Origin of the sequence: Nonomuraea jabiensis (assembly GCF_014204795.1) — a bacterium.
GTDB lineage: Bacteria > Actinomycetota > Actinomycetes > Streptosporangiales > Streptosporangiaceae > Nonomuraea > Nonomuraea jabiensis.
In genome coordinates this window covers 12,172,908-12,198,538 of record NZ_JACHMB010000001.1, presented here as the reverse complement: position 1 = coordinate 12,198,538, position 25,631 = coordinate 12,172,908, and the positions used below count along the sequence as shown (strand labels likewise).

The window sequence follows — 25,631 nt, the reverse complement described above, 5'->3', positions numbered from 1 at the left end:
CATAGGCGTGCAGTCTCCAGCAGGCTGGCTGATTCTCGTGATCGCGGTGATCGGCTCGATCCTCCTGGTTGAGTTGGTACGGAGGGTGCTGAACAGGGTCGGACGCAAATGGGCGTTCGCCCGGCACCTGGTGGAGCACTGCACGTGGCCCGCGTTCACGGTGGCGGCCGTGGCGGCCTTCAACCTGGTGTTCGCGCCGGGCACGCTGGGGGTGAGCCAGGACGCCGCGGCGACCGTGAACCGGGCGCTCGGCATCGTCACCATAGGCGCCGTCACCTGGCTGATCGTGCAGGCCAACTACGCGCTGACGGACGTGGTGCTCGAGCGGCTGGTGCGGGTCGAAGGGGAGCGCAACCGCCGGGCGCGGCGGATCATGACCCAGATCGGGCTGGTCCGCCGCATCGCTGCCGCGGTCATCGTCGTGATCGCGATCGGGGCGGTGCTCTTCTCGTTCCCCCAGGTACGCGCGCTCGGCGCGGGCATCCTGGCCTCGGCGGGCATCGCCGGCGCCATCGTCGGCATCGCCGCCCAGCCCACCATCGGCAACGCCCTGGCCGGCCTCCAGCTGGCCTTCAGCGACGCGCTCCGGCTCGACGACGTGGTCGTCGTGGAGAACGAATGGGGCCGGATCGAGGAGCTGACGCTCACCTACGTCGTCGTGCGCCTGTGGGACGAGCGCCGCCTGGTCCTGCCGGTGTCGTACTTCACCCAGAACCCGTTCCAGAACTGGACCCGGCACGGCAGCCGCGTCCTCGCCGTCGTGTTCCTGCGCGTGGACTGGTCGGTGCCGGTGCCCAAACTCCGGGAGGCGCTGTACGAGTTCCTGCAGGGCAACCCGCTGTGGGACCAGAAGGACTGGACGCTCCAGGTCACCGACGTGCTGCCGAACGGCCTGGTGGAACTGCGCGCCCTGATGAGCGCCGCGGACTCGCCTTCCTCGTGGGACCTCAAGTGCGACGTACGCGAGTTCCTGGTCAACTACGTCAGGGACAACTATCCCGAGTCCCTGCCCCACTTCCGCGTGGAGACCCCGGAAACGCGCGCGCAGAAATAATCGGGTGGCACGGCCGCCGATCACTCCTTTACCGTGGACATTGTCCAGCCGCGCGAAAGAAAGGCAGTGAAGTGCGCTACCCCCGACTGTGGCGAGGGCTTTCCGGATAACCATCCGCTTATCGGAAAGCCGTCTCGGAATGCACCGGGGCGGCTTATTTGTTGATGACCGAGTGTGGGGCAGTTTGGTCAGCCCGCCTGCCTTGGGAGCAGGAGCACCGCAGGTTCGAATCCTGCCACTCGGACAGCGGCCCTGAAAGAACAGGGCCGCGGGCCACGGCCTGACCGGCGGGAATGGCGCCCCCCGGCCGGACCCGGCCCTCGCCCCGGGCAGGCCGACGCCAGCCAGGCCCGGGGCCCAGGCGCTCGTGGCGGAACTTCGGCAGACGCGCTGGACCCAGGATCCAGTGCTCCGCAAGGAGCGTGGGGGTTCGACTCCCCCCGAGCGCACAACAACCCGCTGGCCGCACGGAACCGGAGGAACCTCCGGTATTGCTCTATAGTGAGTCAGAGATAGCGGAGGACCCTCCGTTATCTCTGGCATCCTACGTGGACGGGGATCCCCATGGCCTCCAGCAACCCCCTTTCCGACGCCCCTCGACCCGGCGGCACCGCTCCCTTCGCCGGACGCACCGTCTCCCGCATCGGCTACGGCGCGATGCAACTGGAGCGCCTGCACGACGACCGCGGCGCGGCCATCGCACTCCTGCGCCGCGCCGTCGACCTCGGCGTCGACCACATCGACACCGCCCAGTTCTACGGCAACGGCTACGTCAACGAGCTCCTGCGCGAGGCGATCCGGCCGCAGGACGACGTCATGATCGTCAGCAAGGTCGGCGCCGCCCCCGACCCCCACGGCCCCGTCCGGCTGCGCCTCGCACAGCGGCCCGAAGAACTCCGCGCCGGCGTCGAGGACAACCTCATCAGCCTCGGCCTGGAGCAGATCCCCGTCGTGAACCTGCGCCGCACGGACTCCGGCCCCGGGATACGGGCCACGGGCGAGCAGGTGGTCGACCTCGACGACCAGCTCGCCGTGATGACGGCGATGCGCGACGAGGGCAAGATCGGCGCCATCGGGCTGGGCAGCGTCACCCTCGACGGCCTGCGCCGCGCCCTGCCGGCCGGCATCGCCTGCGTGCAGAACGCCTACAGCCTCGTCTCCCGTGACGACGAGGACCTGCTGGCGCTATGCGCGGCGGAGGGCATCGCCTGGGTGCCGTTCTTCCCGCTCGGCGGGGCCTTCCCCGGACTGCCCAAGGTGACCGAGGAGCCGGCCGCCCGCGCCGTGGCCGAGTCCCTCGGCGTCACGCCCTCCCAGGTCGGCCTCGCCTGGCTGCTGCACCACGCCCCGAACGTGCTGCTCATCCCCGGCACCGCCGACGCCGCCCACCTGGAGGCCAACATGGCGGTCGGCGACATCACCTTCGACGCCGCGACCCTGGCCACCCTCGACGCCGTCGAGTCCCGCTCCAGCGAACTCCTGCTCGGCCCGCCAGAGAGGCGATGACGCGGGGGCCGTGTCGCTGCCCGGTTTCGACGTCGTGGACGACCGAGGGGCATGTCGCCGTCACTCCAGCTCGCGGATCCTCTCCCGGGCCTCCTTCAGCTGCCGGCGCAGCTCGGTGAGCTCTCGCTCCAGCTCCAGGATGCGGCGGATGGCGATGAGCGTCATGCCCTCGTCGGCCATCCGCGTGACGTGCTGGACGATCATGATGTCGCGCCGGGAGTAGCGCCGCTGGCCGCCGCTGGACCGGCTCGGGCTTATGACGTCGTGCTGGTCGAGCCGGCGCAGGTACGCCTGCTGGACCTGCAGCATCTCCGCCACCTGCCCCAGGGAGTAGAGGGGTGCGTATTCGTCGTCGAAGGGCAGGTCGGCCATCAGGAACTCCTCGTCGTACGGGGGCGGGCGGGGGTGCCCACCCCCGTATCGCCGGTCAGGCCCTGATGGCCTTGGTCTCGCCGCGCTGGATCTCGACCTTGCGTGGCTTGGCCCGCTCCAGCACCGGGATGCGGACGGTGAGCACGCCGTTGGCGTAGCCGGCGTCGATTTTCTCGCTGTCCAGGTGCTCGGAGAGGTAGACGCGCCGGGTGAACGAGCCCATGGGGCGCTCGCGGACGAACAGCCGCTCGTTCTCCGCGACCTCCTCTTCCCGGCGGGCGGTGACGCTGAGGACGCCGCGGTCGACCGTCACCTCGATGGAGTCCTGGTCGATGCCGGGAAGGTCGAAGCGCAGGAGCACGTCGTCGTCGCGGCGCAGCCCGTCCATGGGCATGACCGCGCCTTCGGTGCCGAAGGCCTGACGAGCCAGGCGGTCGAACTGGCGCTCGAACTCCTGGAAGAAGGGGTCAATCGAGGTCAACTGCATTTCGAACCTCCTTGCCGCGCTCTCGTTCGTACCCAACCTCTAACTTCATTTGCAGGTTAGCTCTGAGCACGCATGGAGGCAACCGAGGTAAGGCAGTACTGGCCTATGAGTAAGCCCGGGTCAGCTCCTTGTCCATTTCTGGCTGGTCGTGCCGGTGCAGGACCACAGCTGCACCTTCGTTCCGTTCGCGGTCCCGAAGTTGCTCGCCTCCACGCACAGGCCGGACTGCGCGCCGGTGATGGTGCCGTCGCCGTTGACGTTCCACTGCTGGTTCGACTGCCCGTTGCAGTCCCAGATGATCACCTGGGTGCCGTTGACGGTGCCCTGCCCCTTGGCGTCCAGGCACTTGTTGCCGTACACCTGCAACTGCTTGGAGGGGGTGAGGGTCCACTGCTGGTTGTTGCCGGCGCCGCAGTCCCAGAGCTGGAGCTGGGTGCCGTTGACGGTGCTCGCGTTGGGGACGTCCAGGCACCGGCCGGCGTTGACGTTCCGCAACACCGACGTCGACCCGCCGGGGCCCGGGTCCGTGGGAGGCAGGAGCGTGATGGTGTACGTGTCGTCGACGGCGGTGTGCGGCAGGTTGACCGTCGTGCCGTCGCCGGACAGCGTCACCACGGAGCTCTGGACGGTGACCGGGCCCTGGACGGCGCCGCCGCCGTTGTAGGGGATGCGCTCGGTGACGACTCTCACCTGGTTGTTGCGCACGATGCCGCTCGTGGTGTCCAGGCGCCGCAGGTTGACGGCCACGTTGCCGGTCGTGCTGCCGCCGCCGACCAGGATCTTGGCCGTCCCGGCCGCCTTGGTGGCGAACGCGTCGTACGCGGCGCTGGGGGTGACGGACACGATCTGGCCGGTCTGGGAGCCGTAGAAGCGGTAGACCCACCATTCGCCCTTCGGCTGGTACTCGCCCGCGGAGTTGCGGACGAGCAGGTTGCCGAGGTCGTTGTGCAGGTTCCCGCCGCTGGCCCAGTTGGCGCGCAGGCCGTCGGCGCCGGCCCTTTCCAGGCGCGCGATGTACCAGGATCCGTCACCGGGGTTCTGCTCGTTGGACGCCCCGTATTCGTTGATCTGGTACGGGCGCGGGTGCGGGATGCCGCGGGAGTTCAGCGTGGTGTCGGCCGCCGCCACGTTGGCGACGGGGTCGCCGGGCAGCGAGTGCCAGCTGATGATGTCGGGCACGACGTTGTTGGCCTTGACGTAGTCCAGGTACTGGCCCCAGAACGGGTTCGTGGTCGAGGGAACGCACGCGCAACTCGGCCCGACGATGAGATGCGCCGGGAACGCGGCCCGGACGCGCTGGTAGGCGCGCCGCCACATCTCGAAGTACTGGGACTGGGGGCGGTTCCAGAACAGGGTGATGTTGGGCTCGTTCCAGAGGTCCCACTGCACGGGGGCGCCCGTCGCCCGTACGTCGTTGATCAGGCGGGTGAGGAAGTTGTCGTAGTCGGTCCAGTCGCCGTTGTCGCCGGGGAAGCGCGAGATCGGGTAGCCGTCGGCGCCCCACAGGTCGTGGACGAGCAGGATGAACTCCCCGCCCAGCGATCGGGTGCGCAGCAGCTGGGCGCGGGTGGAGTTCCATCGGCGGTCGTACTTGCCCGACACCCAGCCGCCCGGGCTGTCGAGCTGGGCCCCGCCGGCGCGCATGTACCGGAACTTCACGTCGGTGTAGAAGTGGTCCGGCGGCGCCGACGCGTTCTCGGTCATGCCGTAGATCCACCCGGAGGCGCGGTAGGTGGGGGAGCCGCCACCGGCGGAGAAGTCGACGGTGATGGTCTCGTCCGCGGCGACGGCCGGCGTGGCGGCCGTCATGACGGAGGCGGCGACGAGCGCGCCTGCGGCAAGCAAGGCGGCGATCCGGCGGCGGCTTCTGTGCCACCTGTGGAGTGGGGCGTCCATGTGTGACTCCTTGGGTCGCGGGGGGGCGGGAGGGGTCGAGCGAGCCACGGGCGGGGAGCGCGGGTCAGCAGGGTGAGCAGGCCCATTCGCCAGGGGAGGCGGCCGCGATCATGACCGGTCCATCGCCGGACGCGTCACGGTCGACGGCTCCTGCCGTTCACCACCGACTCCGGCAGGAGTTAGCCGCCTTGCGGACTCAGTGTGGAAACGGCCACGAGCCATGTCAAGACCGTTAGCGAATCGATTCGACGAATGGTCGGCGCCCAGGAGGCCCGCCCGCTGGTGCGTCCCGGTCATGCCCCGCCCCACCCGATGAACGTTTCATCACCTCGCCCGTACGCCCGTGCCCGGTCAGCTCTGATCGGGCCATATCGGTGCGCGGCGGAAGGGAGCGGACCCCTTGACGGACCGTCTCGCGTCATGTTTGCTCCGCCATACCACCACCTCAGCCGGTCCGCATGGAAGGAGCGCCGTATTCAGCGCGTCAGCGCGAACCTTGCTACTCGATTCGACCCGCTTCCGGGCCGTAGGAGCCGCTCTGACGCCGCGGCTGCGCCACCGGCCGGCCTCGGCCTCCTCCGTGAGGCACCGGGTGCCCGGCACCCGCCGTCGGGGCAGGTGCCGGGCAGCCGCGCGGTCAGCCTTCCCAGACCCTCAGCGGGAAGGTGCCGGGACCGACGTCGCCGAGCGTGGTGGTGTTCGCCGCGAGGTACTGGTCCAGGTACGGGGAGCGGTCACCCTGCGTCGGCACGTCGAACCTCGGGGCCTGCACGTCCAGGGTCAGCCGCGCGTCGGAGACCTTGATCGTGTTGCCGGAGGGCACGTCCAGCCAGCGGCCGGAGTCGATGGTCCCGATCTGGACCCCCAGGCGGTGCCCCCGCTCGAAGGTCCAGTCGGTCGACTTCAGGTCGAACGCGATCGGCCCCCTGCGCTCCAGCAGGGCGACGTTCTCGTCGAACATCGTGCCCGTGCCGTCCGGGGCGAGGTCCCACAGGCGCACCATCACGTTCCCGGTCGCGCTCGCGTTGAGCCTGATCCGCGGCGTGGCGGTCATCCGCACTTTCTGCGGCGCGGGGGTGGACCAGGTCCAGAAGCTGGTGGCCGCGGTGTCGCCCCGCTTGGCCGCGCTCTTCTCGGTCCCGGACAGCGGCTCGATCCGCGGCGCGTGCTCCATGTCCCACTGGCCGCCGTCCGCCCGGGCGGCCGCCGCCGGGCCGCCGCCGTCGTCGAGGTAGCGGCCGGCGGAGAGCCGCGCGTCGTACGACGTCGTGGCCACGGGCCAGGTCGGCTGGGCACGCCACTTGCCGAGGCTGTCCTCGACGGCGTACGCCGGGTCGGTCACCGACGGGGTGATGCCGCGAAGGTACTGGTCGTAGAAGCGCATCACCTCGTCGAACCAGCCGGCACGACCCTGCAGCAGCCGGCCGTCGGCGTCGGTGTCGTTGCCGCGCACGTGCTCCCACTGGCCGAGCCAGCCACGCTCCCGGCCCCGATGGTTGCCGAGGTACTCCTCCATGTCCTCAGGCTTGGTGTTGGGCTCGATGAACCCCTGCGTCACGAACAGCGGCGTCCTAGTGCCGGCCGCCTGGGCGGCCAGGTCGCGGGCTCTCCAGTACGCCGAGCGCGGGTCCGGATTGTTGTTGTTGGTGAGGTTGTCGCTCAGGCACTGCGGATGGCTCGCCTCGTACGCCGCGTTCGCCTTGTACCGGTCGCTGTCGTCGGCCATCGCGGGGATCGTCGCGATCGAGTTGTACGCGTTCGGCGTGCCCGTGACGTTGGGGCGCGGGACCTTGTTGCTGAACAGGTAGTTGTACATGTCCCAGACCGGCTCCTGGGCGACGACCGCCTTCAGGCTGTCCAGCTTGAGGTTGTTGCCCACCAGCCCGGTGACGGCGTCGTACGACTTGCCGTACATGCCGACCTTGCCGGTCGACCAGGGTTGCCGGGCCGCCCACTCGACGGCGGCTCGGACGTCGGCCTGCTCGCCCGGGCCGACCCAGTCCAGGCACCCGGTGCTCCCGCCGAAGCCGCGCAGGTCGACCATCACGAAGGTGTAGCCGCGCGCCATCAGGCCGGCGCCGTCGACGAAGTCCTGGAAACGCGCCGACGGCCCGACCCGGTCCCACCCTTCGGGACCGGTCTGACCCGCGTGCGCGAAGTAGGGGCCCACTGAGAGGATCACGGGCGTCTTCGCCCCCGCCGGCAGGTGCGCCGGGCGCAGCACGTCGGCGTGCAGCTCGACACCGCTGCCGTCCGAGGACGGGAAGTACGCCTCCGTCCACGCGGCGCCCTTGGGAACCCGCGGGTTCTCCTCGTGCGTGACCGGGCCTGCGGCGGCCGCGTCCGCCGTGCCGGCCTGGGCGGCGGCGGGTAATCCGCCCGAGGCGAGGGTGGTGATGGTGAGCAGCGCACCGGCCGCCGCGGCGGTCGAGGCCTTCCCGCGAATGTTCATGGACACTCCCCGTGATCAATGGCTGCCCTGGGAAAGTAACGATTTTCTCGGGATTTGTCGCCACTTGACATTTGGAGTGGATCGGCTCCGAAGAGGCCGGGCGGTGCGGCGGCCGCGGGCGCGGAACCGCCCGCGGCCGCCGCCGGATCACTGGACGGTGATCTTGTCCACTTCGACCGTGATCCCCCTCACCTGTGGTGTCGAGGTGGCCGTCGTCACCTTGCCGGCCCCCGTACTGACGCCCTTGACCTTCAGCGAGTACGTCAGCGTGCCGCCGGGAACGGCCGGCGTGCTCTTGACGACCAGGTCCTCGGTGGGCGGCCCGGTGATCTGGTCACCCCCCGTGCCCTCCGCGTTCTCGGCGCCCACGGTCAGGCCCGCGGCGGCGGGAGGGGCGCCGGGCAGGTTGCCCGGGTCGTAGGCGTAGCTGATGTCCTCGGCGCCGTTGACCCCGATCCACTGCTGGAACACCTTGAGGTCGGTGGTGCCGAAGACGTTCACCCGCCACTCCACCACCACCCAGCGGTTGACCCCGTCCGTCAGGACCGTGGCGAAGACGCCGGGGGCGCCGGTGCCGTCGAGGTCGGTCCAGTAGGAGGCGAGCACGTTGTTCGGGCGTGCCGGGTCGGGCAGCGTCTGCGGCTGGAAGGCGATGTCGTCGGCGCCCGCGGTGCCGCCCGCGACGCTGTAGCCGTTGGAGGTCACCCCGAGCCTGGTGTAGGTCTGGCCCGCGAAGGTGAAGGCGGGCACGGTGAAGTTGAGCGCCTGCTCGTCACCGATCGGGGTCGGGGTGACGCCGAAGGCGTCCAGCGGCAGGTATCCGGCCGGTCCCGCGCCGGGCGCGATCGTCGGCCGGGCGGGCTGGGTGGCGGCCAGCGTCGCCTTGGTGGTCGCGATCTGGCTGCCGATCTTGGTGGCTCCCGTGACGCTGTTGAGGCGCAGGCGGCCGTCGAGCGTGGTGAGCGCGGTCACGTCCGCGTCCTTGAACGTGTTGTTCCGCACGGTGACCGTGCAGGTGGACTCGCCGGTGTTCCTGGGGATGGCCGGCGGCGCGCAGGTCTGGTCGACCGGCACCGCGCCTTCCTGGCGGAAGAACGCGACCGGCAGGTGCAGCGCGCGCGGGCCGCCGACCTGCTTGAGGTTCACCTGGCCGAAGTACTGCCCGTCGGGCAGCTCCGGCGCGGTGATGACCACGCTCAGCTTGGCGCTCTTGCCCGGCGCGACCGTGAAGCGCGGCGGCAGCACAGTGATGTCCGCCCCGCTGACGGTCGTGGCCGAGGCGGAGAAGGTGAGCGACTTGCTCGTGGTGTTGGTGACCGTGCGGTTGGCGGTGATGATGCCCGGCATGGTCGGCGCGTTCACGGAGGGCAGGTTGAGGTCGATCCGGTCGAGCGGGTCGGCGGCCGAGGCGACGAAGTTGGCCGCGCTCTCGTCCAGGGTCAGCCCGGGGTCACCGGCCTTGGTCAGGTCGATGCGCCCGCCGCCCATGTCGAACGGGTCCGCCGGCGTGGTGCGGTCCGGCTTGGTGACCGCGGTCTTCGCCGTGGTCTCCAGCGCCGACTTCACCTGTCCCGGCGTCCAGGCCGGGTGCAGCGCGAACACCAGCGCGGCCGCGCCCGTCACCTGCGGCGCCGACATCGAGGTGCCCTGGATGACCTGGTAGAGGTTGCCCGGCGGCCCCTCCAGCGGCGATTCGGGGGTCGGGGTCATGCCCGCCAGGATGTGCAGGCCGGGCGCGGTGACGTCCGGCTTGAGGAAGTCCCCGCCGGGACCGCGCGAGGAGAAGTACGTCATCACGTCGCCCTGCCAACTGGCCTTGGCGCTCTGGGTGAACGACGCGGTCGCGCCCGGGTGGGCGGCCAGGAAGGCCATCAGCGTGTCGGTCTCGGGCTTGTCGATGTGCACGGACGGAACCCAGTGCGCGTCGGTGAAGACGTCGAACGGGAAGCTGTTGTAGAGGATCATCCCGGCCGCGCCGCCCTGCCTGACGTTGAAGCTCTTCAGCACCCGGTTCGGGCCGCGCTCGCACGCGACGATCTTCCCGGTGAAGATCCCGGCGGGCGCCGGGACGTCACACAGCGGGCGCGAGTACGGCGGCGCCGACGCCAGCACGACGGGCAGCGGCGAGGCGAGACCCGCGGTGACGGAGGCCCCCTTGATCGTCGCCGTGGCGCCGCCGCCGGACAGCGTGATCGTGGACTGGAACGTCCTGGTCTGCGTGGAAGCGGCCACCGTGGTCACCCAGGGACTGCGGTGGTCCGTGGTGTTGGCGTCGGGCCCGGAGTTGCCCGCGGACGCCGAGACCAGCACGCCCGCCGCGTACGCGTCCAGGAAGGCCAGCTCGACCGGGTCGCTGTACGGGTCCGAACCGCCCGAGATCGAGAAGTTGATGACGCGTACGCCGTCCAGGATGGCCCGGGCGACGGCCTGCGCCGAGTCGGAGGGGAAGCAGCCCTCCGCGCCGCACACCTTGTAGACCGAGACCTGGGCGGCGGGCGCGATGCCGTGGATCGGGCCCCGGCTGATGCCCATGGGGTTGGCGTCGGCCACCGCGCCGCCCGCGGAGGTGGTGGCGGTGTGGGTGCCGTGCCCGTTGGAGTCGCGGGCGCTGTCGGGGTAGACCTCGCCGCCGATGACCGCGTTGTACGTCTCCAGGAACGGCCGGCCGCCGATCAGCTTGTTGTTGCAGGTGAACGGGTCGGCGGCCGGGGTGAGCGGGTTGTCGCCGAAGTCGCACACCCGCGGCGTGCCGTCCTTGGTCGGGCCGGGGGCGGGCAGTCCGGGCTTGGCGGCGAAGGACGGGTGCTCGGGCCAGGCACCGCTGTCCAGCACGCCCACGACCACGCCCTTGCCCGCGGAGTCGCTGCCGCCGAGCTGGCCGTAGATGGTGCCGGCGCCGATGAACGCCGGGCTGGAATCGGTCAGCAGCTGCTGCGGCCTGTCCTCCTGCACGGCGACCGCGCCGGGGAGTTTCAGCACCTCGGCCGCCTTGTCGCCGGGGATCCTGAGCGCGATGCCGCCGTACACGGTCCGGATCCGCTGGCCGACCACCGCGCCGGGGACCTTCCTGGCCAGCTCGCCCAGGAACGCGTTCTCGACCTCCTGGATGTGCTCGCCGTACCTCCTGGCCTCGGTGCTCCTGGTGTCGAGGGCCCTGCCGGTGGTGGCGGGGCTGGTGGCCGGCAGCCCGGGGAGCCCGCCGCGGTAGGCGGCGAGCGAGTCGTAGTCCAGCTTGACCACGACGTTGACCGGCGCGGGCGAGGTGGCCCGCAGCAGCGCCTGGTCGCTCTTGGCGAGCTTGCCGGTCGGGGACTTGGCGCCCTCGACCAGCTCGGGGCCGGTCAGGGGAGTGGCGCGCCACTTCCCGGGCGGCGGCGTCGGCGTGGCCTGCGCCGCGACCGGGCTCATGGCGATCACGACGCCGAGCCCGACGGCCACCGACACCAGCCGTCGTACACGGGATGAGCGGGAACGGGATAACACGGAGAACCTCCTCGTCGAGGGGCTGCGTGGGCCCGCCCGGGAGGCGTCGTGTCACCCCGATTTCCGGTACGCCGGAGAGATCACTGACCCTCCCCGGTGGGTGACGAGCTGGACCGCCGCCCCGGTTGGGGTGGATCGGTCCGAACGGGAGTGTAATCAGCGGTGATCCGGCCGAGAACGTAGCGACTTGCCAGAATCAGGCCGACAATCCAGCACTTCTCGTGATCGAAATACGGCGCTTCCGATGCTCCTCGTGCCGCGGCGGCCTGCTGGACCGCGTACGAGCCGGGGCCCCGGCTGAGGTCAGGCGCGCTTGGCCTTGCGCCACGAGCGGTCGTAGAGCGTGCCGCTGTCGAGGGTGGAGGGGCCGCCTTCGTCGCCCAGCGTAGGACCGTCGACCGTCTTGCGGCTGGAGACGAACCGGTGTTTGCCGGTGGAGTCGATGCCCAGATAGATGCCGACGTGGTCGAGGGCTGTGCCGTCGTCCGTGCTGGCATCCCAGAACAGCAGGTCGCCCGGCTGCAGGTCCGCGTAGGACGCGGGTTTGGCCGTACCGCCGTCGATCACGGTGATCCCCGGGGCGTTGTCGTCGGCCATCTGCACGGCTCGGCGGGGAAGCGCGGACTTGCTCAGCGTGTCGCCGATGCCCAGGGGGTAGCCGCCGCGGTAGCCAAGGACCATTCTCACGAAACCGGAACAGTCCAGCGAGTCCTTCTGCCGGGCTTCCGGGGGGTCGACCTTGTCGTCGTAGGTCCATGCGAGGCCGAGGTAGTCGTTGAAGTCCGAGCCCTCTTCCCGGGTGCCGTCCGGGAGCAAGGGACCGTAGTGGGCGTCGCCCGCGTAGCGCAGGCCGTCGCGCACCTTGGCGGGGGCGTCCGCGAGGTACTGCGTGGCGATGTCCAGCAGATCCTCGTCGGTCCTGCCGATGGTGGCCGCCGGCCATGAGGCCGCCCATGACGCCGACGGTGACCACGGGCCGGGCAGCAGGCGGACCCAGGCCCGGGTCGAGACGGTCGCCTCGGTCGTGGCCTCGGCGAACTTACGCTGCTCGCCGTACGTGACGGCGGTTCGGGCGCCTTCCGTCAGGACGGCTGCGACCCGGCCCTGGCTGTAGTACAGGCTCTGGCCGGATCTGCCGGGAGCGTAACCGGTGAAGGACTGCCCCGGCGAGCAGGCGGCGGCGTCGGCGAACAGGGTGGTGAAGGCGGAGAATCCTGTTTTCAAGGGGCGGCGGTCCTGCCAGACCGGTGCCCCGGCCAGCGGGTCGGCATGACGCTGCCACCACATCCGGCCGGACGCGTCGAGCGCGTAGACGACCCCCGCTCCGGCGCCGGACGGGCTGCGGTAGTCCTCCCAGCCCTCGCCGGTCACCAGCCCCGTGCCCGGGCCGAAGGCGGTGCCGCCGGCGACCGGATCGGTGTGGTCGTACCAGCGGAGGTGCCCCTTGGTGTTCACGCCGTACAGCGTGCCGTCGCGCCCGGTCATCAGAGTGGTGATCGCTGTCCAGCCCGAGCGGATGACCTTGCCGCTCCCCGCCGCCCACCGGGCCTCGCCGGTTGCCGGCGCAAGGTGGCGGTACCAGTGCAGGTCTCCGGCTCTGTCGAGGGCGTAGATGACCCCGGAGCCGGCCGACACGATGTCCACGAAGTCGCCCCAGCCGTGGCCGAGGACCGTGCGCTCGCCGGGAGCCCAGCCGCGCTCACCGGTCGCCGGATCCAGGTGGCGGTACCACTTCAGGTCCCCGTCGCCGTCGACCGCGTAGATCACGCCGTTGCCGCCGGAGAACACCTTGGCCAGCGTGTTCCAGCCGTAGCCGATCTCCTTGCCGCTGCCGTCGGCCCAGAAATCCTCGCCGGAGGCGCCGGCGCGGTGGCCGTACCAGCGCAGCTTGCCCCCGCCGTCGATGCCGTACACCGGCACGACCGCCGAGCAGGTCAGGGCGGAGGCGGCCGCGGCCGGAGGTGAATCGACCGTGGACAGTAAGGAGGCTCCGACGATTCCCGCGGCCAGGACGGCCAGATGTGCACGGAGCATGTCCACAACCTTCTTCGACGCCGCCGGACTGATCGGAGAAAATGATCTCACGGATGCCACCGCGGGCAGCCCTCCGCCGACTCGTGCTGACCGCGCTCCGTCAGCCGGTGTAGCGCAGGATATGGACGCCCTGGTTCTTGTCGGAGATGTAGATGTAGCCGCGCCGGTCCACCACGACGTCCTCCGTCTGCGCCACGAGCCGGTCCTCGGGCATGGGGCCGTACCTGCGGGTGGGGTCCGGTGGCACGAAGTAACCCACCTCGCGGGGCAGCCGGGTGTTGGACACGTCGTAGACCCGTAGCCCGGCGTTGAAGTGCGCGATGTAGAACAGGTCGCCCTGGCGCTGCACGTCGGGATGGTGCTGGTGGTGGTTGATGTTGTGCGGCCCGCTCCAGCCGCCCCTGCTCGAGAAGTCCGGGTACGGCGCTCCCGGTGGTGGCTCGGGCGTGGGGAACAGGGACAGCAGCCACGGATGGGCCGGGTCCGAGATGTCGACGATCGAGGCGTGCGGAGCGGCTCCCTTGCCGTAGGAGACGTCCTCGGAGTTGGCGAAGGCTATCTTCCTGTCCGGGACCGGCAGTACGCCGTGCACACCGAACCGGGAGTGGAAGGGTGGGCTGAAGTTCAGGCCGCCGACGGGTACGGGCGCGGTCACGTCGGAGATGTCCAGCACGATGAGCCCGGCCGCACCGTAGGGCAGGTAGGCCAGGCCCCCGACGGCGTACGGGGGGCCGTGCAGGGACACGTCGGCGCTGTTCGCGCAGCAGAAGCCGTGCGTGTGCGGCCGCTCGGCCGGCGGCGGGCCCTCCTCGCCGTCACGCTGGCCCGGGACCCACCAGCGGCTCACCTCCCTGGGCCGGGCCGGGTCCTCGATGTCGACGATGGTGTAGATGTTGCCCCGGAATCCCGGCGCGCCCGCTGCCACGTGCACGTAGCGGCCGCCGGGGTAGAGGTTGCGGTGCGTGCCGGTCCCACCGGTCCGGTAGTGGCCGAGCCGGCGCGGGCGTACGGGATCCTTGACGTCCCAGATGTAGATCCCCTCCTCGAAGCCGGCCGCGGGGTCGCCGCCGAAGTTGGGGAAGATCTGCTCCAGGGCCGTCACCATGATGTCGCCGTGCACGTCGACCTGCAGCGTCCAGGTGTCCTCCGGCCCTGGCACGAACGCCACCACCTCCGGCCGCCGCGGGTCGGTGACGTCCACGATGCTCCAGCCCGAGTGCCAGAAGTGGCCGGTGTAGAGGAACCAGCGGTTGCCCACGCGGCGGATCGCCATCTTGAAGGCCGGCCTGTGGTCCATGTCGGTGTATCCGACGAGCTCGACGTTGCGGGCGTACTGGCCTCTCGGACCTGCCTGCGGGGCGTCCGCTCGGGCAGGTGTGGCGACGGCCTGGGTCGCCGCCAGCGCGGAGGCCGCGGTGAGCGAGGTGCGCAACGCTTGCCGCCGTGACGGGTGCTGGACTTCCACGTCTCTCCTCACGCAGGTGATCAAGAACATGACCAGCCAAGCGGATCACCCGCAAAAACGGACGAAAGATCATCTTTATCCGGTCCGAACGTGCGGGCGGTCCCGGCGGGCGGCTTCGGGGTCAGCCGGTGAGGTAGCCGCCGGAGGCGTCGATGTCCGTGCCGAGGACGGCGGTGGCGTCGTCGGAGGCCAGCCACATCACCACCCGGGCCATCTCCTGCGGCTGCACGATCCGCTTGATCGGGTAGTCCTGCGCGATCTGCTCGTACGTCACCCCGAACGCCTTCGCCGCCCGCTCCAGCATCGGCGTGTCCACGGCGCCCGGGGCCAGCGCGTTGATCCGGAGGTTCTTGTCGGCGTACTCCAGCGCGGCCACCTTGGTCAGCGACGCCACCGCGTGCTTGCTCGCGTTGTACGGCGAGATCGTCGCGAAGCCGACCTCGGCCGAGATGGAGGCGGTGTTGACGATGACGCCGGCCTTCTGCCGGAGCATGTGGGGGATCTCGTACTTCATCGCCAGGAACACCCCGGCCGCGTTGGTGCGCCAGACCTGCTCGAAGTCGCTCAGTGTCTGCTGGTGGAGCGGTGCGGCCTTGGGGCTCTCGATGCCGGCGTTGTTGAAGGCGATGTCCACGCGCCCGTAGCGGCGTACGCACTCGCTCACGAACGCCCGCACGTCGTCCTCCTTCGACACGTCGGCCCGCATGTACGTGGCCTCCCCGCCGAACCGCCTGATCTCCCGCTCGTGCCGCCGGCCGAGCTCCTCGCGCCGCCCGCAGAAGAACACGTGCGCGCCCTGCCTGGCCATCTCGTACGCGGTGGCCTGTCCGATGCCCGACGTCGCGCCGGTGATGAGCACCACCTTGTCGGCGAAGCGCCCGCGAGGGTCGGCCCTGCCCGTGGAAGGGGCGGGCGGGTTCTGCGTGTTGGCCGAGGCGGGCGCGGCGGCGTCGGCCGCGATCCCGGTGGCCAGCGCCACCGCGCCCGTGGCGCCGCTCGTGAGGATGGCCCGTCTTGACGGCTGCGGCTGTTCGGTCATGATGTCTCTCCGCTCGGTGGGTCGGAATCGATCATCATGGTCGCCGCCGCCGGGGCCGCGGGTCCAATAGCTGCGGTGATAACCGTCGTCTATGGACTCATACCCTCGCAGGACGGCCTGCGAGGGTATGGGTCGGCACCGCTTGTCAGTCGGAGGTGAGGGATTCGAGCAGGTCGCCTGTGGTGGCGTCCGGGACGGCTTTGGCCACTTCGGCGAGGGCCACGATGCCGACGAGCTTGTGACCGTCGATGACGGGCAGGCGGCGAACCTTGTGGCTGGCCATGGTGCGGAGGATCTCGCGGGCGTCGTGGTCGGCGCCGATGGTGACCGCCTCGCCCTGGGCGAGTTCGCCGGCTCGGCACGTCTTGGGGTCCTTTCCGGCGGCGAGCACCTTCACCACGATGTCGCGGTCGGTGAGCATGCCCTTGAGCCGGTCGTCGGTGCCGCAGATGGGCAGGGAGCCGACGTCCAGGCGGGCCATCTTCTCGGCCGCGACGAGGACGGGCTCGTCGGCGCTGACGCATTCGGTGTTCGGGGTCATGATCTCTCGTGCGGTTGGCATAGATTTCTCCCGTTTGCGTCGATTTGGGGTAAAGGCCGCCTGCCCGCGCGCCCGGAGCCGAAACCAAACGGGCGTCCACGCCGCCGATCCCGCCCGCCACCGCGCCCGCGCGGCCCCGAAGTCGTCACCACTCCAAGCGTGACAAAAAGCGTGACGAAACCTCGCCGATCTTGACCTGACGCATTGTCAGCTCGGGCTCGTCATCCTGATCGGCTTTGCCTATATGCTGCCTATCGCTGTGTACGACATATACGAAATCCGAGGTGTGACCGTGCAGCGTGAGGCTTCGATCCGGAGCAGTCGGACGGCTCGTGCATCGTCGCCGTGGACGACACCGCCGCACTGTTCGAGGAGTTCGCCCGTCCGGAACATCCCCTTGGACGACGCCCAGCGCGAAGCCCTCTGCGACGCGCTGGCCAACGCGGCGGATCTGGAGCGCGGGCTGACCACCTGATTTCACGACCTTCGACGTCGAAGGCCGCAGAGCGGAACACGGAGGCACTCGCTGATGAACCCCACGGACAGCCCGATCGACTGGGTCGCCAGGCACATCAAGGAGTACATCGAGACGGACGGGCGCAAAGGGCACCGGCGGTGGGGAGTGACGACGCTGCTGCTCACCACGCGGGGGCGAAGGTCGGGTCTGCCCCGAAGGACGGCACTGATCTACGGAACGGACGGCGAGCGGCTCGTCATCGTGGGATCGAACGGAGGCGGTGACGCCCACCCGGCCTGGTACCTCAACCTGCTCGCCGAACCGTCCGCGCACGTGCAGGTGGGTGCGGAACGTTTTGCCGTGACGGCCAGGGAGGCGGAAGGGGAGGAGCGGGAACGGCTGTGGGAGATGATGACCGGACTCTGGGCGGACTACGAGCGATACCGAACGAAGACCGGCAGGACCATTCCGGTAGTGGTGCTGGAAAGGGCTGACAACCGCGGGTGAGCGGGCGTCGCGCGGATCTGGCACCGGCGACGCGGTTCGAGGCTAGCCTTCCATGAGTTGGGCCAGGCGGTCCCAAGCCGGGGATGAGGCCCCCGGCTGGGACTGCTCGGCCAGCCGCGCGATGGTCGGGTTGTGGACGGGGCGGCTCTCCGACCGGCTGTGGTGCTTGGCGAACCAGTCCCGGGTGCGGTCCGCGAGGGCGGGCAGGCGGGGATCGTTCGGCGACCAGTCGTAGGCGGCGTCATGTTCCAGGTAGAGGGCGCGGAACTCGGGATCGGTCATGAGCTCGCGCTTCTCGGCGATCCACACGCGGGCGTCCTCGGGGGAGGCGGTCTGCATGAGGATCCAGCCGTCGCGTTCGACGCGTATCCGGCGCTCGCTGACGCCGAGTTCGCGCAGATCGTCGAGATGGTCGGCGACTTCGGAAGCGACGAAAAGCCGGTCGCCGCCGCGCAGCTCGGCGAGTTGGTCGCGGGTTCGCCGCAGTTCCTCGATGCGGTCCTGGAGGTTGTGGTCGATCTCGGCGATGGCCGCCGCGAGCGCGTCGGGCTCGGCGTCGAGCAGGTCCTTGATGCGGGCCAGTGGCACGCCCGCGTTCGCCAGGGTCCTGATCTTGACGAGGTCGATGGCGTCTTTGGCGGTGTAGCGCCGGTAGCCGGACGAGTCGCGGTCGGGCTCGGGGAGCAGACCGCGCTCGTGGTAGTGGCGGATGGCTTTGATGGTCACTCCGGCGTAGTCCGCGAGCTGGCCAATCGTGATCATATGGGACATCCTTCCAGCTGGCGGGTCGGCCGGAACGGTCAGGCCCGCCGGGTCAGGCGGCCGCCGCCGTTGCGGAAGCGGGCCTGGCCGTCGCGGACGTCATGGTAGGAGACGAGCAGCAGTCGCAGGTATCCGTCGAAGGTCTCCAGCGGGTATCCGGCGGGCGCAAAGAGGCCGGGCCGGATCGGCACGTAGCGCTGAGGCGGGGCGGAGGTCGTGCCGCCGGCGAACTCGGTGAAGATCCGCTCCTGCGACTCGTCCGCCGGTTCGTAGGTCGTCCGCTCTTCGAGCTGGCCTTCGACGATGCTGACGTCGATGCGGAGCTGGTTGGAGCGGTAGGTGCCCACGTACGGGGTCAGGTCGACGTCCTGCGCCACGTCGGTGACCAGCGTCGGGATCTGGACGCCGAGATGCTCGCTCAGGAGCCGCTGCAGGATCTGGTCCTGCAGCATGATCGCCCCCGAGGTGTTGCCGAAGGCGGTGAAGACCAGGTCGTGCTCGGGTACGACGCACAGGATGGACACGCCGCCAGGTGACGCGCCCGACATGGCGAGCACGGTCGTGTCGCCGAACGGGTAGCGCACCCAGCCCAGGCCCATCGGCGGGACGTTCGGGGTCTCCATGTCGTGCGAGGTCTGCTGCATCAGCGCGGTGGACCCGGCCGACAGGACGCGGGTGCCGGATGGCGACACGCCGCCCGCGAGGTGGGTGCGTCCGAAGGCGAGCAGATCGGCGACGGTGCCGATCGGCGTGCCGCCGGCCGGCCCCCAGGTGTCAGGCAGCATGAACATGCCTGTGGGCTCCGCCGCCATGGTCTCGGGGTTCAGGAAGTGGCCGACGGCGGTGCCGCGCAGGATGGCCTGCCTGGCCGAGGTGCAGGAGTCCGTCATGCCGACCGGCGCGTAGACATCGCGTTCGAGCAGGTCGGGGAAGGACATCCCGGTCACCGCTTCCAGCAGGCGGCCCGCGACGATCATGCCGCCGTTGGAGTAGCTGAGCTGCTCGCCGGGTTCGAACAGGGTGCCGCAGCTGTCCGCGAGCCCGGTGACGTAGGTCTTCAGGGCGTCGCGGCCCTCGGCGTCGGGGAAGAACAGGTCCGCGTCGATGCCGTTGGTGTGGGAGATCAGGTGGCGGACCAGGATCTTGTCCGCCGCGCCCGGTACGGCCAGGGCGAATTCGGGCAGGTACGTCACCACCGGCGCGTCGAGGTCCAGCAGCCCACGGTCGACCTGCTGCAGGACCAGCGTGGTGGTCAGGACCTTGGTGACGGAGCCGAAGAGGAATCCGGTGTCTTCGCGCATCGGTGCGCCGGTGGTGACGTTCGCGGTGCCATGGGCGACGACGACCTGCTCGCCGGCGTGGTGGACCCCGGCGACGAACCCGGGGACGTTGTTGGCGTCGCAGTAGGCGGCGGCCTGCTCGCGGATCCAGGCTTCGACGGTGTGCAGTGCGTTGTTGTTCATGCGAAGTATCGTCGAACCCTGCCCCAGGGGCAGGGTCAAGCCCGGGACACGGAGAATCGGTGAGTTTCCTTGCCCGCCACCGTCTCGTGGTCAGGCGTCCCAGGTGACGGGGAGGCTCTTGACCCCGTAGATGTCGGCCGTCTCCGGGCGCAGGGCGACCTCGTCGGCCGGTACGGCCAGGCGCAGCGTGGGGAAGCGGTTGAGCAGCGCGGGCAGCGCGACGCGCAGCTCGACACGGGCCAGCTGCTGGCCCAGGCACTGGTGGATGCCGTGGCTGAAGGCCAGGTGCCCGCCGTCCTGCCGGCGCAGGTCGAGGGTGTGGGGATCGGTGAAACGCTCAGGGTCGCGGTTGGCGGTGGCCAGCGACAAGATGAGCGTCGAGCCCGCCTTGATGGTCTGACCGCCCAGCTCGACGTCCTCCAGCGCGACCCTGGCGAACTGCTTGGCGACGCTCAGATACCGCAGCAGCTCCTCCACGGCCGGCTCGGCGAGCGCGGGGTCGGCACGCAACGCCGCCAGCTGCTGCGGGTTCTGCAACAGCGCGAAGGTGCCCAGCGCCAGCATGTTCGCGGTGGTGTCGAACCCGGCCGACAGCAGGATCAGCGCCATGCCCTGCAGCTCCTCGTCGGTCAGGTCGCTGTCGAGCAGGTCGCTGAGCACGTCGTCGGTGGGATCGGCGCGCTTGGCGGCCACCAGCTGCGCGAGGTACTGCTGGGTGGCGGTGTAGGCCTCCATCAGCTCCTCATCGCTAACCTCCCCGCCGAGGAACTTGTCGATGTTGTCCTGGAAGGAGCCCCGGTCCTCGTACGGCACGCCCAGCAGCTCACAGATGATGACGGCCGGGATGGGCTTGGCGAACGCGGTCACCAGGTCCACCTGCGGGCCGGCCTTGTCCATCGCGTCCAGGTGCTCGGCGGTGACCTGCTCGACGCGCTCGGTGAGCAGCCGCATCCGCCGCACGGTGAACTTGCCCACCAGCGGCTTGCGATAGCGGGAGTGCCGCGGCTCGTCCATCAGCAGGAACTCACCAGGCGGCGCCGGAGGAAGCTCGATGTCACCGTACGCGCTGTAGTCGATCAGCGGGTGGTGACGCATGAGCTCCTTACGCGAGCTGAACCGCGGATCGGCCAGAACCGACCGGACCAGATCGAAACCGGTGACCAGCCAGCCCTGATGCCCGTCGGGGAAGGGCAAGCGGCTGATCGGGCTGTGCTCGCGCGCCTGGACCAGCTCCTTGGGCGGGTCGAAGGGGCAGCCGGGCTGACGCGTCGTCGGCATTGCCGTGAGGGTGTGGAGGGATTCGGTCATGACGTTTCCTTATGCGATCTTGCGGCGGTAGGTGTTCATGGCGAAGACGTACGCGACGATGAGGATGCCGGCGCACCAGGCGAGGGCGATCCAGATGTCGGCGCCGACCGGCTGCTCGGTGAACAGGTCGCGGATGGCGTTGACGATGGAGGTCACCGGCTGGTGCTCGGCGAAGACGCGCAGCGGGCCGGGCATGGTGGCGGTGGGCACGAAGGCCGAGCTGAGGAACGGCAGGAAGATGAGCGGGTAGGAGAACGCGCTCGCGCCTTCCACGGACTTCGCGGTCAGGCCGGGGATGACGGCGATCCACGTCAGCGCCAGGGTGAACAGGATCAGGATGCCGGCGACGGCGAGCCACGCCTGCACTCCCGCCCCCGAGCGGAAGCCCATGAGCAGGGCGACGAGCACGACGACCACGAGCGAGATCAGATTGGCGACCAGCGAGGTCAGCACGTGCGCCCACAGCACCGACGACCGCGCGGTCGGCATGGACTGGAATCGCTCGAAGATGCCGCTCTTCATGTCCATGAAGAGCCGGAACGCGGTGTAGGCGATGCCCGAGGCGATCGTGATGAGCAGGATGCCGGGCAGCAGGTAGTTCACGTACGAATCCGACCCGGTGTTGATCGCGCCGCCGAACACGTAGACGAACATCAGCATCATGGCGATCGGCATGACCGCGGTCGTGATGATGGTGTCCGGGCTGCGCGCGATGTGGCGCAGGGACCGTCCCAGCAGGACGGTGGTGTCGCCGAAGAAATGCTTGGTCATCGGTTTTCCTTACTCGTGCGTGCCGACGTGGCGGTCATTTCCGGGGTCGCCGTCCTGCCGCCGGCCCCGACGAGCGAGAGGAAGACGTCCTCCAGGGTCGGCTGCTTCTCGACGTATTCGACCTTGGCGGGCGGCAGCAGCTGCTTGAGCTCGGCCAGGGTGCCGTTGACGATGATCCGGCCCTCGTGGAGGATCGCGATCCGGTCGGCGAGCTGTTCGGCCTCGTCCAGGTACTGCGTGGTGAGCAGGACTGTCGTGCCCCGGGCGGCGAGCTCCTTGACGGCCTGCCACACCTCGATGCGCGCCTGGGGGTCGAGCCCGGTCGTCGGCTCGTCGAGGAAGATGACCGGCGGATCGCCGACGAGGCTCATCGCGATGTCGAGGCGGCGGCGCATGCCCCCCGAATACGTCGCCACCTTCCGCGCCGCCGCATCCGTCAGCGAGAACCGGGCGAGCAGGTCGTCCGCGACCTTGCCCGGGTTCTTGAGGTGCCGTAACCGGGCGACCAGCACGAGGTTCTCCCGCCCGCTGAGGATCTCGTCGACGGCGGCGAACTGTCCCGTGAGGCTGATGGACTCCCGTACGTCGCCGGCCTGCGTGGCGACGTCGAAGCCGTTGACGCTGGCCGTGCCCGCGTCGGCCTTGAGCAGCGTGGACAGGATCCTCACGGCCGTGGTCTTGCCCGCGCCGTTCGAGCCGAGCAGGGCGAAGATGCTGCCCCGCGCCACGGCGAAGTCCACGCCGCGCAGCACCTTCAGCTCCTTGTACGACTTCTCCAGGCCCTGCACCTGGATCGCCGGGGCTTGCTGTGTCGTCATGAGACTGTCCTGTCCTCTCTTGCGGTGTCCTCGCCGGCGGCGCGTGCGACGGCGCTGGTGAAGCGGTTGCGCTCCCGGCTGATCCACTGGCCCTCGGGGTAGTTGCGGAGGAACGCCTCGACGAACTCCACGGGGTCCTCCCCGAAGATGTCGCGGATCGGGGTTCCGTCCGCCACGCTCTGCTCGAACAGATCGGCAAGGTCCTCGTACATCGAGATCGACTCGCCCCCCGGCCCGAAGTACATCAGGTACCGCTCCAGCGCTTCGACTGCCGTGCGGTAGTTCTCGGGGAGCTGCTTGACGCGTGCCTTGTACTGCCGGTAGCGCTTCTTGTCCTCGAGTGACCCGGTGACGATCTCCAGGTACTTCCGGTAGCGGCTCTTCGGCTCTGTGTTCATGTCTCCTTGCCTCCTTCGCGGAGCTGGCCGAGCCGTTCTGCGAGGAAACTCCAGGTCCTCCAGAACTCTTGGAGGTGCTCCCGTCCTTGGGCGTTGAGGGAGTACACCTTGCGCGGCGGCCCCTTCTCGGACGGGACCTTCTCCACGTCGACGAAGCCGCGCTGCTCGATCCTGACCAGCAGCGCGTAGACGGTGCCCTCGGCGATGTCGGAGAAGCCCTGGTCCCGCAGCCACGCCGTGATCTCGTAGCCGTACGCGGGCCGGCCGGACAGGATCGCCAGGACGATGCCCTCCAGCACGCCCTTGAGCATCTCCGTCATCTGCTTGCCCATGGAACATCCTTCAGCTACTCAGTATTGCTAGCTACTAGTACATAGTAACGCTGAATAGCTGAGACGCAAGCCCGGGAAGGGGCGGGCGGGTGTCGCGGTCGCTGAAGCGTTCATGGCGTTCACGATCGCCGACCGCGCTGATATCGGGCCGTCGCGGTGCTGACATGGCGGCTGACGCGACGCAGCCGAGGGGGCGGGCCCGTGCTCGACGTCCTCGGCGTTCAGCGCCAGGATCTCCGCGGCCCGGGCCGCGGTCTCGTACGGCATCCGCAGATCATGGCTGGTGCTCGGCCTTCCGGTCGGCCTGGCTCTGCTGCCACTGCTCCATGACCTGCCCGAGGGTCGCGCTCACGAGGAGCAGGAACTCGGCGGCGACGCCGAAGCGGGCGCCGGCCGGGGTCGCGGCCCCGAGGATCTCCGCCGCGCGCTGCGACGCGGCGGCGAGGCTGTCGTTCATCCGCAGAGCCGCAAGGGTGGACCGGACCCAGAGCTCGTCGTCGACGACATAGCGCTCGCGGCGCCCGCCGGGAACTCGTTCTCGCCTGAGCAGGCCCTGCTGTTCGAGGAAGGCGACGGTCTGCGAGATCGACGCGGGGCTGACGCGAAGCCGCTCGACCAGGTCGGCGGCGGTGAGGGTGCCGGAGTCGGTGACATAGAGGCAGGCCAGCATCCTGGCCGCCATCCGGGGCATGCCCTGCTGTTCGAGCAGCGTGGCGAAGGATTCGGTGAGGTTCTGGACCGCCTGGGGGTCGCGTCCATGGCTGCTGTCGCCGACCGGCGGCGCCGGAGGCTTGGCCTGCCTGCGCCGGCGCGCCCGCTGCTCGGTGGCCTCCTGCGCCCGCTGCGCCCCGTACGCGTCGGGTCCGCCGTTGCGGGTGACCTCCCGCATGATGGTCGAGGCGGGACGCCCGAGACGCCGGCCGATCTCCGCGAATCCGAGCCCCTCGGCCAGCCCCGCAGCGATGTGCTGACGGTCCTCGTTGGTGAGTCTGTCTCCGGGCATCGGTGCTCGTCTCCCATCTGCCGGCATGCGCGGCCCGCCGCACAGTATGCATTCACTCGAAGCCCATTGCAATGCCTACCTTGATCGCCCATTGCATTCAGTGTCATATTCATTGCAATAGACGCCTCTAAAAGCGTGAATACGTCGTTGACCAAGTAATGAATGCAATGTACGGTCGCAGATGTTCAGAGATCCGTGAACAACTGTCGATAAGGAGATCATGGTGGGAAAAGGCAACAGCGGCTTCTCCAAGACCGGGCTGGACAGACTGCGCGAGGTGCTGGCGCGGCATGTCGAGTCCGGGAAGATCCCTGGGCTGGTCGCCCTGGTCAGCCGGGGCGAGGAGACGCATGTCGAGGCGCTCGGGACGATGCGCCATGACGGTGGCGCGCCGATGCGCCGCGACACCATCTTCCGGATGGCGTCGACGACCAAGCCGGTCGGGGCGGCGGCGGCGATGGTGCTGGTGGATGAGTGCCGGTTGCGGCTGGACGACCCGGTGGATCCATGGCTGCCCGAGCTCGCCGACCGGCAGGTGCTGACGCGGCCCGACGGACCGCTGGACGACACGGTGCCGGCGCGGCGGCCGATCAGCGTGCGGGACCTGCTCACCTCCACCAACGGGCTCGGCATGGACATGACCGCGCCGGGCACCCCGATCATGGGTGCTCTCTTCGAGCGGGGTGTCTACGGCCAGGAGGACGGCTGGCTGCTGCCCGCGCCGGAGCCGGATGAGTGGATGCGCCGCCTCGGCACGTTGCCGCTGATCTGCCAGCCCGGCGAGCGGTGGATCTACAACATCGGCAACGACGTGCTCGGCGTGCTGGTGGCCAGGGTCACCGGCCAGTCGTTCGAGGAGTTCCTGCGCGAGCGCATCTTCGACCCGCTGGGCATGAAGGACACCGGCTTCCACGTGCCCGCCGACAAGATCGACCGGCTGCCGCCGCTGTACGCCCCCGACTGGCAGACCGGAGAGTTCCGCGTGGAGGACCCGGCCGAAGGGGGACACCACAGCACGCCCCCGGCGTTCCAGTCCGGCGGCGGAGGGCTCGACTCCACCGCCGACGACTACCACGCCTTCTTCCGCATGCTGCTGGGCGGTGGGATTCACGACGGCGAACGCATCCTGTCCAGGGCCGCCGTCGAGCTGATGACCACCAACCAGCTTCCGCCCGAGCAGCTGGCCGCCCGAGTGGCCTTCGGCCGCGACTCCGTCCATCGGGGGTACGGCCTGGGGCAGCACGGCGGCTGGGGCTTCGGCATGGCGGTGCGCACCTACCGCGGCGACTATGCCCCCGTCGGCCAGTTCGGCTGGGACGGCGGCAGCGGCACCACCGTCTACGCCGACCCGCACCACCAGCTCGTCGGCATCCTGCTCACCCAGACCGGCATGTCCACCCCGGATTCGGCGCGGGCCATCCACGACTTCTGGACCACCCTCTACCAGGCCATCGACGACTGACAGTCCGCACACCTGGTGTCG

Annotated in this window: 21 protein-coding genes and 2 tRNA genes; 6 read left to right on the top strand and 17 right to left on the bottom strand. The window is 69.7% G+C overall.

The annotated features are described in order from the left end of the window. Positions 1–7: 7 nt before the first annotated feature. The 4 genes from HD596_RS55640 to HD596_RS55625 all read left to right on the top strand — a co-directional run bounded on the left by HD596_RS55640 (position 8) and on the right by HD596_RS55625 (position 2,560). A complete protein-coding gene (locus tag HD596_RS55640) occupies positions 8–1,054 on the top strand; it encodes a mechanosensitive ion channel family protein (protein ID WP_185077465.1) in 1,047 nt (348 codons plus the stop codon). Between the two features lie 168 nt (positions 1,055–1,222). Continuing rightward, positions 1,223–1,298: transfer RNA gene (locus tag HD596_RS55635), tRNA-Pro, on the top strand. 117 nt (positions 1,299–1,415) lie between these two features. Beyond that, positions 1,416–1,503: transfer RNA gene (locus HD596_RS55630), tRNA-Leu, on the top strand. Between the two features lie 115 nt (positions 1,504–1,618). Further along, a complete protein-coding gene (locus HD596_RS55625) occupies positions 1,619–2,560 on the top strand; it encodes an aldo/keto reductase (protein ID WP_185077464.1) in 942 nt (313 codons plus the stop codon). A gap of 60 nt (positions 2,561–2,620) precedes the next feature. Here HD596_RS55625 and HD596_RS55620 read toward each other — a convergent pair whose 3' ends face one another. The 9 genes from HD596_RS55620 to HD596_RS55580 all read right to left on the bottom strand — a co-directional run bounded on the left by HD596_RS55620 (position 2,621) and on the right by HD596_RS55580 (position 16,350). Beyond that, the gene (locus tag HD596_RS55620; protein ID WP_246555487.1) at positions 2,621–2,932 is read right to left on the bottom strand and encodes a MerR family transcriptional regulator; all 312 of its coding nucleotides are present in this window, start codon (positions 2,930–2,932) and stop codon (positions 2,621–2,623) included. Between the two features lie 55 nt (positions 2,933–2,987). Next, entirely contained in the window at positions 2,988–3,419 is a 432-nt protein-coding gene (locus tag HD596_RS55615; protein WP_185077463.1) for an Hsp20/alpha crystallin family protein, read from the bottom strand. Positions 3,420–3,539: 120 nt separating this feature from the next. Next, complete coding sequence (locus tag HD596_RS55610; protein ID WP_185077462.1) at positions 3,540–5,315, bottom strand: RICIN domain-containing protein; 1,776 nt, start codon at positions 5,313–5,315, stop codon at positions 3,540–3,542. A 637-nt stretch (positions 5,316–5,952) separates the two neighbouring features. Further along, entirely contained in the window at positions 5,953–7,767 is a 1,815-nt protein-coding gene (locus tag HD596_RS55605; RefSeq protein ID WP_185077461.1) for a CocE/NonD family hydrolase, read from the bottom strand. A gap of 147 nt (positions 7,768–7,914) precedes the next feature. Beyond that, positions 7,915–11,211 carry a S8 family serine peptidase gene (locus tag HD596_RS55600; RefSeq protein WP_313047206.1) on the bottom strand — a complete coding sequence of 1,099 codons (3,297 nt, stop codon included), beginning with the start codon at positions 11,209–11,211 and terminating at the stop codon, positions 7,915–7,917. A 342-nt stretch (positions 11,212–11,553) separates the two neighbouring features. Continuing rightward, positions 11,554–13,284, bottom strand: coding sequence for a tachylectin-related carbohydrate-binding protein (locus tag HD596_RS55595; RefSeq protein ID WP_185077460.1), 1,731 nt, complete (start codon positions 13,282–13,284; stop codon positions 11,554–11,556). 100 nt (positions 13,285–13,384) lie between these two features. After that, the gene (locus HD596_RS55590; protein ID WP_221520061.1) at positions 13,385–14,749 is read right to left on the bottom strand and encodes an LVIVD repeat-containing protein; all 1,365 of its coding nucleotides are present in this window, start codon (positions 14,747–14,749) and stop codon (positions 13,385–13,387) included. A 121-nt stretch (positions 14,750–14,870) separates the two neighbouring features. Beyond that, positions 14,871–15,788 carry an SDR family NAD(P)-dependent oxidoreductase gene (locus tag HD596_RS55585; RefSeq protein WP_185077458.1) on the bottom strand — a complete coding sequence of 306 codons (918 nt, stop codon included), beginning with the start codon at positions 15,786–15,788 and terminating at the stop codon, positions 14,871–14,873. A gap of 145 nt (positions 15,789–15,933) precedes the next feature. Continuing rightward, positions 15,934–16,350 carry a CBS domain-containing protein gene (locus tag HD596_RS55580; RefSeq protein ID WP_185077457.1) on the bottom strand — a complete coding sequence of 139 codons (417 nt, stop codon included), beginning with the start codon at positions 16,348–16,350 and terminating at the stop codon, positions 15,934–15,936. A gap of 508 nt (positions 16,351–16,858) precedes the next feature. On the opposite strand from HD596_RS55580, the gene HD596_RS55575 reads away from it, so the two are divergent. Further along, positions 16,859–17,293: a nitroreductase family deazaflavin-dependent oxidoreductase gene (locus tag HD596_RS55575; RefSeq protein ID WP_185077456.1), complete on the top strand. Its 435-nt coding sequence runs from the start codon at positions 16,859–16,861 to the stop codon at positions 17,291–17,293. Positions 17,294–17,335: 42 nt separating this feature from the next. Here the strand turns inward: HD596_RS55575 and HD596_RS55570 are convergent, their stop codons facing one another. The 8 genes from HD596_RS55570 to HD596_RS55535 form a co-directional block, all read right to left on the bottom strand. Then, a complete protein-coding gene (locus tag HD596_RS55570) occupies positions 17,336–18,055 on the bottom strand; it encodes a MerR family transcriptional regulator (RefSeq protein ID WP_185077455.1) in 720 nt (239 codons plus the stop codon). Positions 18,056–18,093: 38 nt separating this feature from the next. Continuing rightward, positions 18,094–19,518: a serine hydrolase domain-containing protein gene (locus HD596_RS55565; protein WP_185077454.1), complete on the bottom strand. Its 1,425-nt coding sequence runs from the start codon at positions 19,516–19,518 to the stop codon at positions 18,094–18,096. 90 nt (positions 19,519–19,608) lie between these two features. Continuing rightward, positions 19,609–20,826, bottom strand: coding sequence for a cytochrome P450 (locus tag HD596_RS55560; protein WP_185077453.1), 1,218 nt, complete (start codon positions 20,824–20,826; stop codon positions 19,609–19,611). Positions 20,827–20,835: 9 nt separating this feature from the next. After that, positions 20,836–21,597, bottom strand: a complete 762-nt coding sequence (locus HD596_RS55555; RefSeq protein WP_185077452.1) for an ABC transporter permease — start codon at positions 21,595–21,597, stop codon at positions 20,836–20,838. Continuing rightward, positions 21,594–22,415 carry an ABC transporter ATP-binding protein gene (locus HD596_RS55550; RefSeq protein WP_185077451.1) on the bottom strand — a complete coding sequence of 274 codons (822 nt, stop codon included), beginning with the start codon at positions 22,413–22,415 and terminating at the stop codon, positions 21,594–21,596. The genes HD596_RS55555 and HD596_RS55550 overlap by 4 nt, the downstream gene beginning before the upstream one ends. Beyond that, positions 22,412–22,813: a DUF1048 domain-containing protein gene (locus tag HD596_RS55545; RefSeq protein WP_185077450.1), complete on the bottom strand. Its 402-nt coding sequence runs from the start codon at positions 22,811–22,813 to the stop codon at positions 22,412–22,414. Before HD596_RS55545 ends, HD596_RS55550 begins: the two co-directional genes overlap by 4 nt. After that, positions 22,810–23,145: a PadR family transcriptional regulator gene (locus tag HD596_RS55540; protein WP_185077449.1), complete on the bottom strand. Its 336-nt coding sequence runs from the start codon at positions 23,143–23,145 to the stop codon at positions 22,810–22,812. The genes HD596_RS55545 and HD596_RS55540 overlap by 4 nt, the downstream gene beginning before the upstream one ends. A 274-nt stretch (positions 23,146–23,419) precedes the next feature. Next, positions 23,420–24,148, bottom strand: coding sequence for a GbsR/MarR family transcriptional regulator (locus HD596_RS55535; RefSeq protein WP_185077448.1), 729 nt, complete (start codon positions 24,146–24,148; stop codon positions 23,420–23,422). 220 nt (positions 24,149–24,368) lie between these two features. Between HD596_RS55535 and HD596_RS55530 the strand changes: the two genes are divergently transcribed. Next, a complete protein-coding gene (locus tag HD596_RS55530) occupies positions 24,369–25,610 on the top strand; it encodes a serine hydrolase domain-containing protein (RefSeq protein WP_185077447.1) in 1,242 nt (413 codons plus the stop codon). The last annotated feature ends 21 nt before the right edge of the window (positions 25,611–25,631 follow it).

What these genes read in the sequence shown, in the direction of transcription:
- HD596_RS55620 (WP_246555487.1), bottom strand. Translation starts at nt 2,932, where the DNA reads ATGGCCGACCTGCCCTTCGACGACGAATACGCACCCCTCTACTCCCTG.
- HD596_RS55580 (WP_185077457.1), bottom strand. Translation starts at nt 16,350, where the DNA reads ATGCCAACCGCACGAGAGATCATGACCCCGAACACCGAATGCGTCAGC.
- HD596_RS55560 (WP_185077453.1), bottom strand. Translation starts at nt 20,826, where the DNA reads ATGACCGAATCCCTCCACACCCTCACGGCAATGCCGACGACGCGTCAG.
- HD596_RS55595 (WP_185077460.1), bottom strand. Translation starts at nt 13,284, where the DNA reads ATGCTCCGTGCACATCTGGCCGTCCTGGCCGCGGGAATCGTCGGAGCC.
- HD596_RS55565 (WP_185077454.1), bottom strand. Translation starts at nt 19,518, where the DNA reads ATGAACAACAACGCACTGCACACCGTCGAAGCCTGGATCCGCGAGCAG.
- HD596_RS55585 (WP_185077458.1), bottom strand. Translation starts at nt 15,788, where the DNA reads ATGACCGAACAGCCGCAGCCGTCAAGACGGGCCATCCTCACGAGCGGC.
- HD596_RS55550 (WP_185077451.1), bottom strand. Translation starts at nt 22,415, where the DNA reads ATGACGACACAGCAAGCCCCGGCGATCCAGGTGCAGGGCCTGGAGAAG.
- HD596_RS55535 (WP_185077448.1), bottom strand. Translation starts at nt 24,148, where the DNA reads ATGCCCGGAGACAGACTCACCAACGAGGACCGTCAGCACATCGCTGCG.
- HD596_RS55575 (WP_185077456.1), top strand. Translation starts at nt 16,859, where the DNA reads ATGAACCCCACGGACAGCCCGATCGACTGGGTCGCCAGGCACATCAAG.
- HD596_RS55570 (WP_185077455.1), bottom strand. Translation starts at nt 18,055, where the DNA reads ATGATCACGATTGGCCAGCTCGCGGACTACGCCGGAGTGACCATCAAA.
- HD596_RS55610 (WP_185077462.1), bottom strand. Translation starts at nt 5,315, where the DNA reads ATGGACGCCCCACTCCACAGGTGGCACAGAAGCCGCCGCCGGATCGCC.
- HD596_RS55605 (WP_185077461.1), bottom strand. Translation starts at nt 7,767, where the DNA reads ATGAACATTCGCGGGAAGGCCTCGACCGCCGCGGCGGCCGGTGCGCTG.
- HD596_RS55625 (WP_185077464.1), top strand. Translation starts at nt 1,619, where the DNA reads ATGGCCTCCAGCAACCCCCTTTCCGACGCCCCTCGACCCGGCGGCACC.
- HD596_RS55615 (WP_185077463.1), bottom strand. Translation starts at nt 3,419, where the DNA reads ATGCAGTTGACCTCGATTGACCCCTTCTTCCAGGAGTTCGAGCGCCAG.
- HD596_RS55540 (WP_185077449.1), bottom strand. Translation starts at nt 23,145, where the DNA reads ATGGGCAAGCAGATGACGGAGATGCTCAAGGGCGTGCTGGAGGGCATC.
- HD596_RS55545 (WP_185077450.1), bottom strand. Translation starts at nt 22,813, where the DNA reads ATGAACACAGAGCCGAAGAGCCGCTACCGGAAGTACCTGGAGATCGTC.
- HD596_RS55555 (WP_185077452.1), bottom strand. Translation starts at nt 21,597, where the DNA reads ATGACCAAGCATTTCTTCGGCGACACCACCGTCCTGCTGGGACGGTCC.
- HD596_RS55530 (WP_185077447.1), top strand. Translation starts at nt 24,369, where the DNA reads ATGGTGGGAAAAGGCAACAGCGGCTTCTCCAAGACCGGGCTGGACAGA.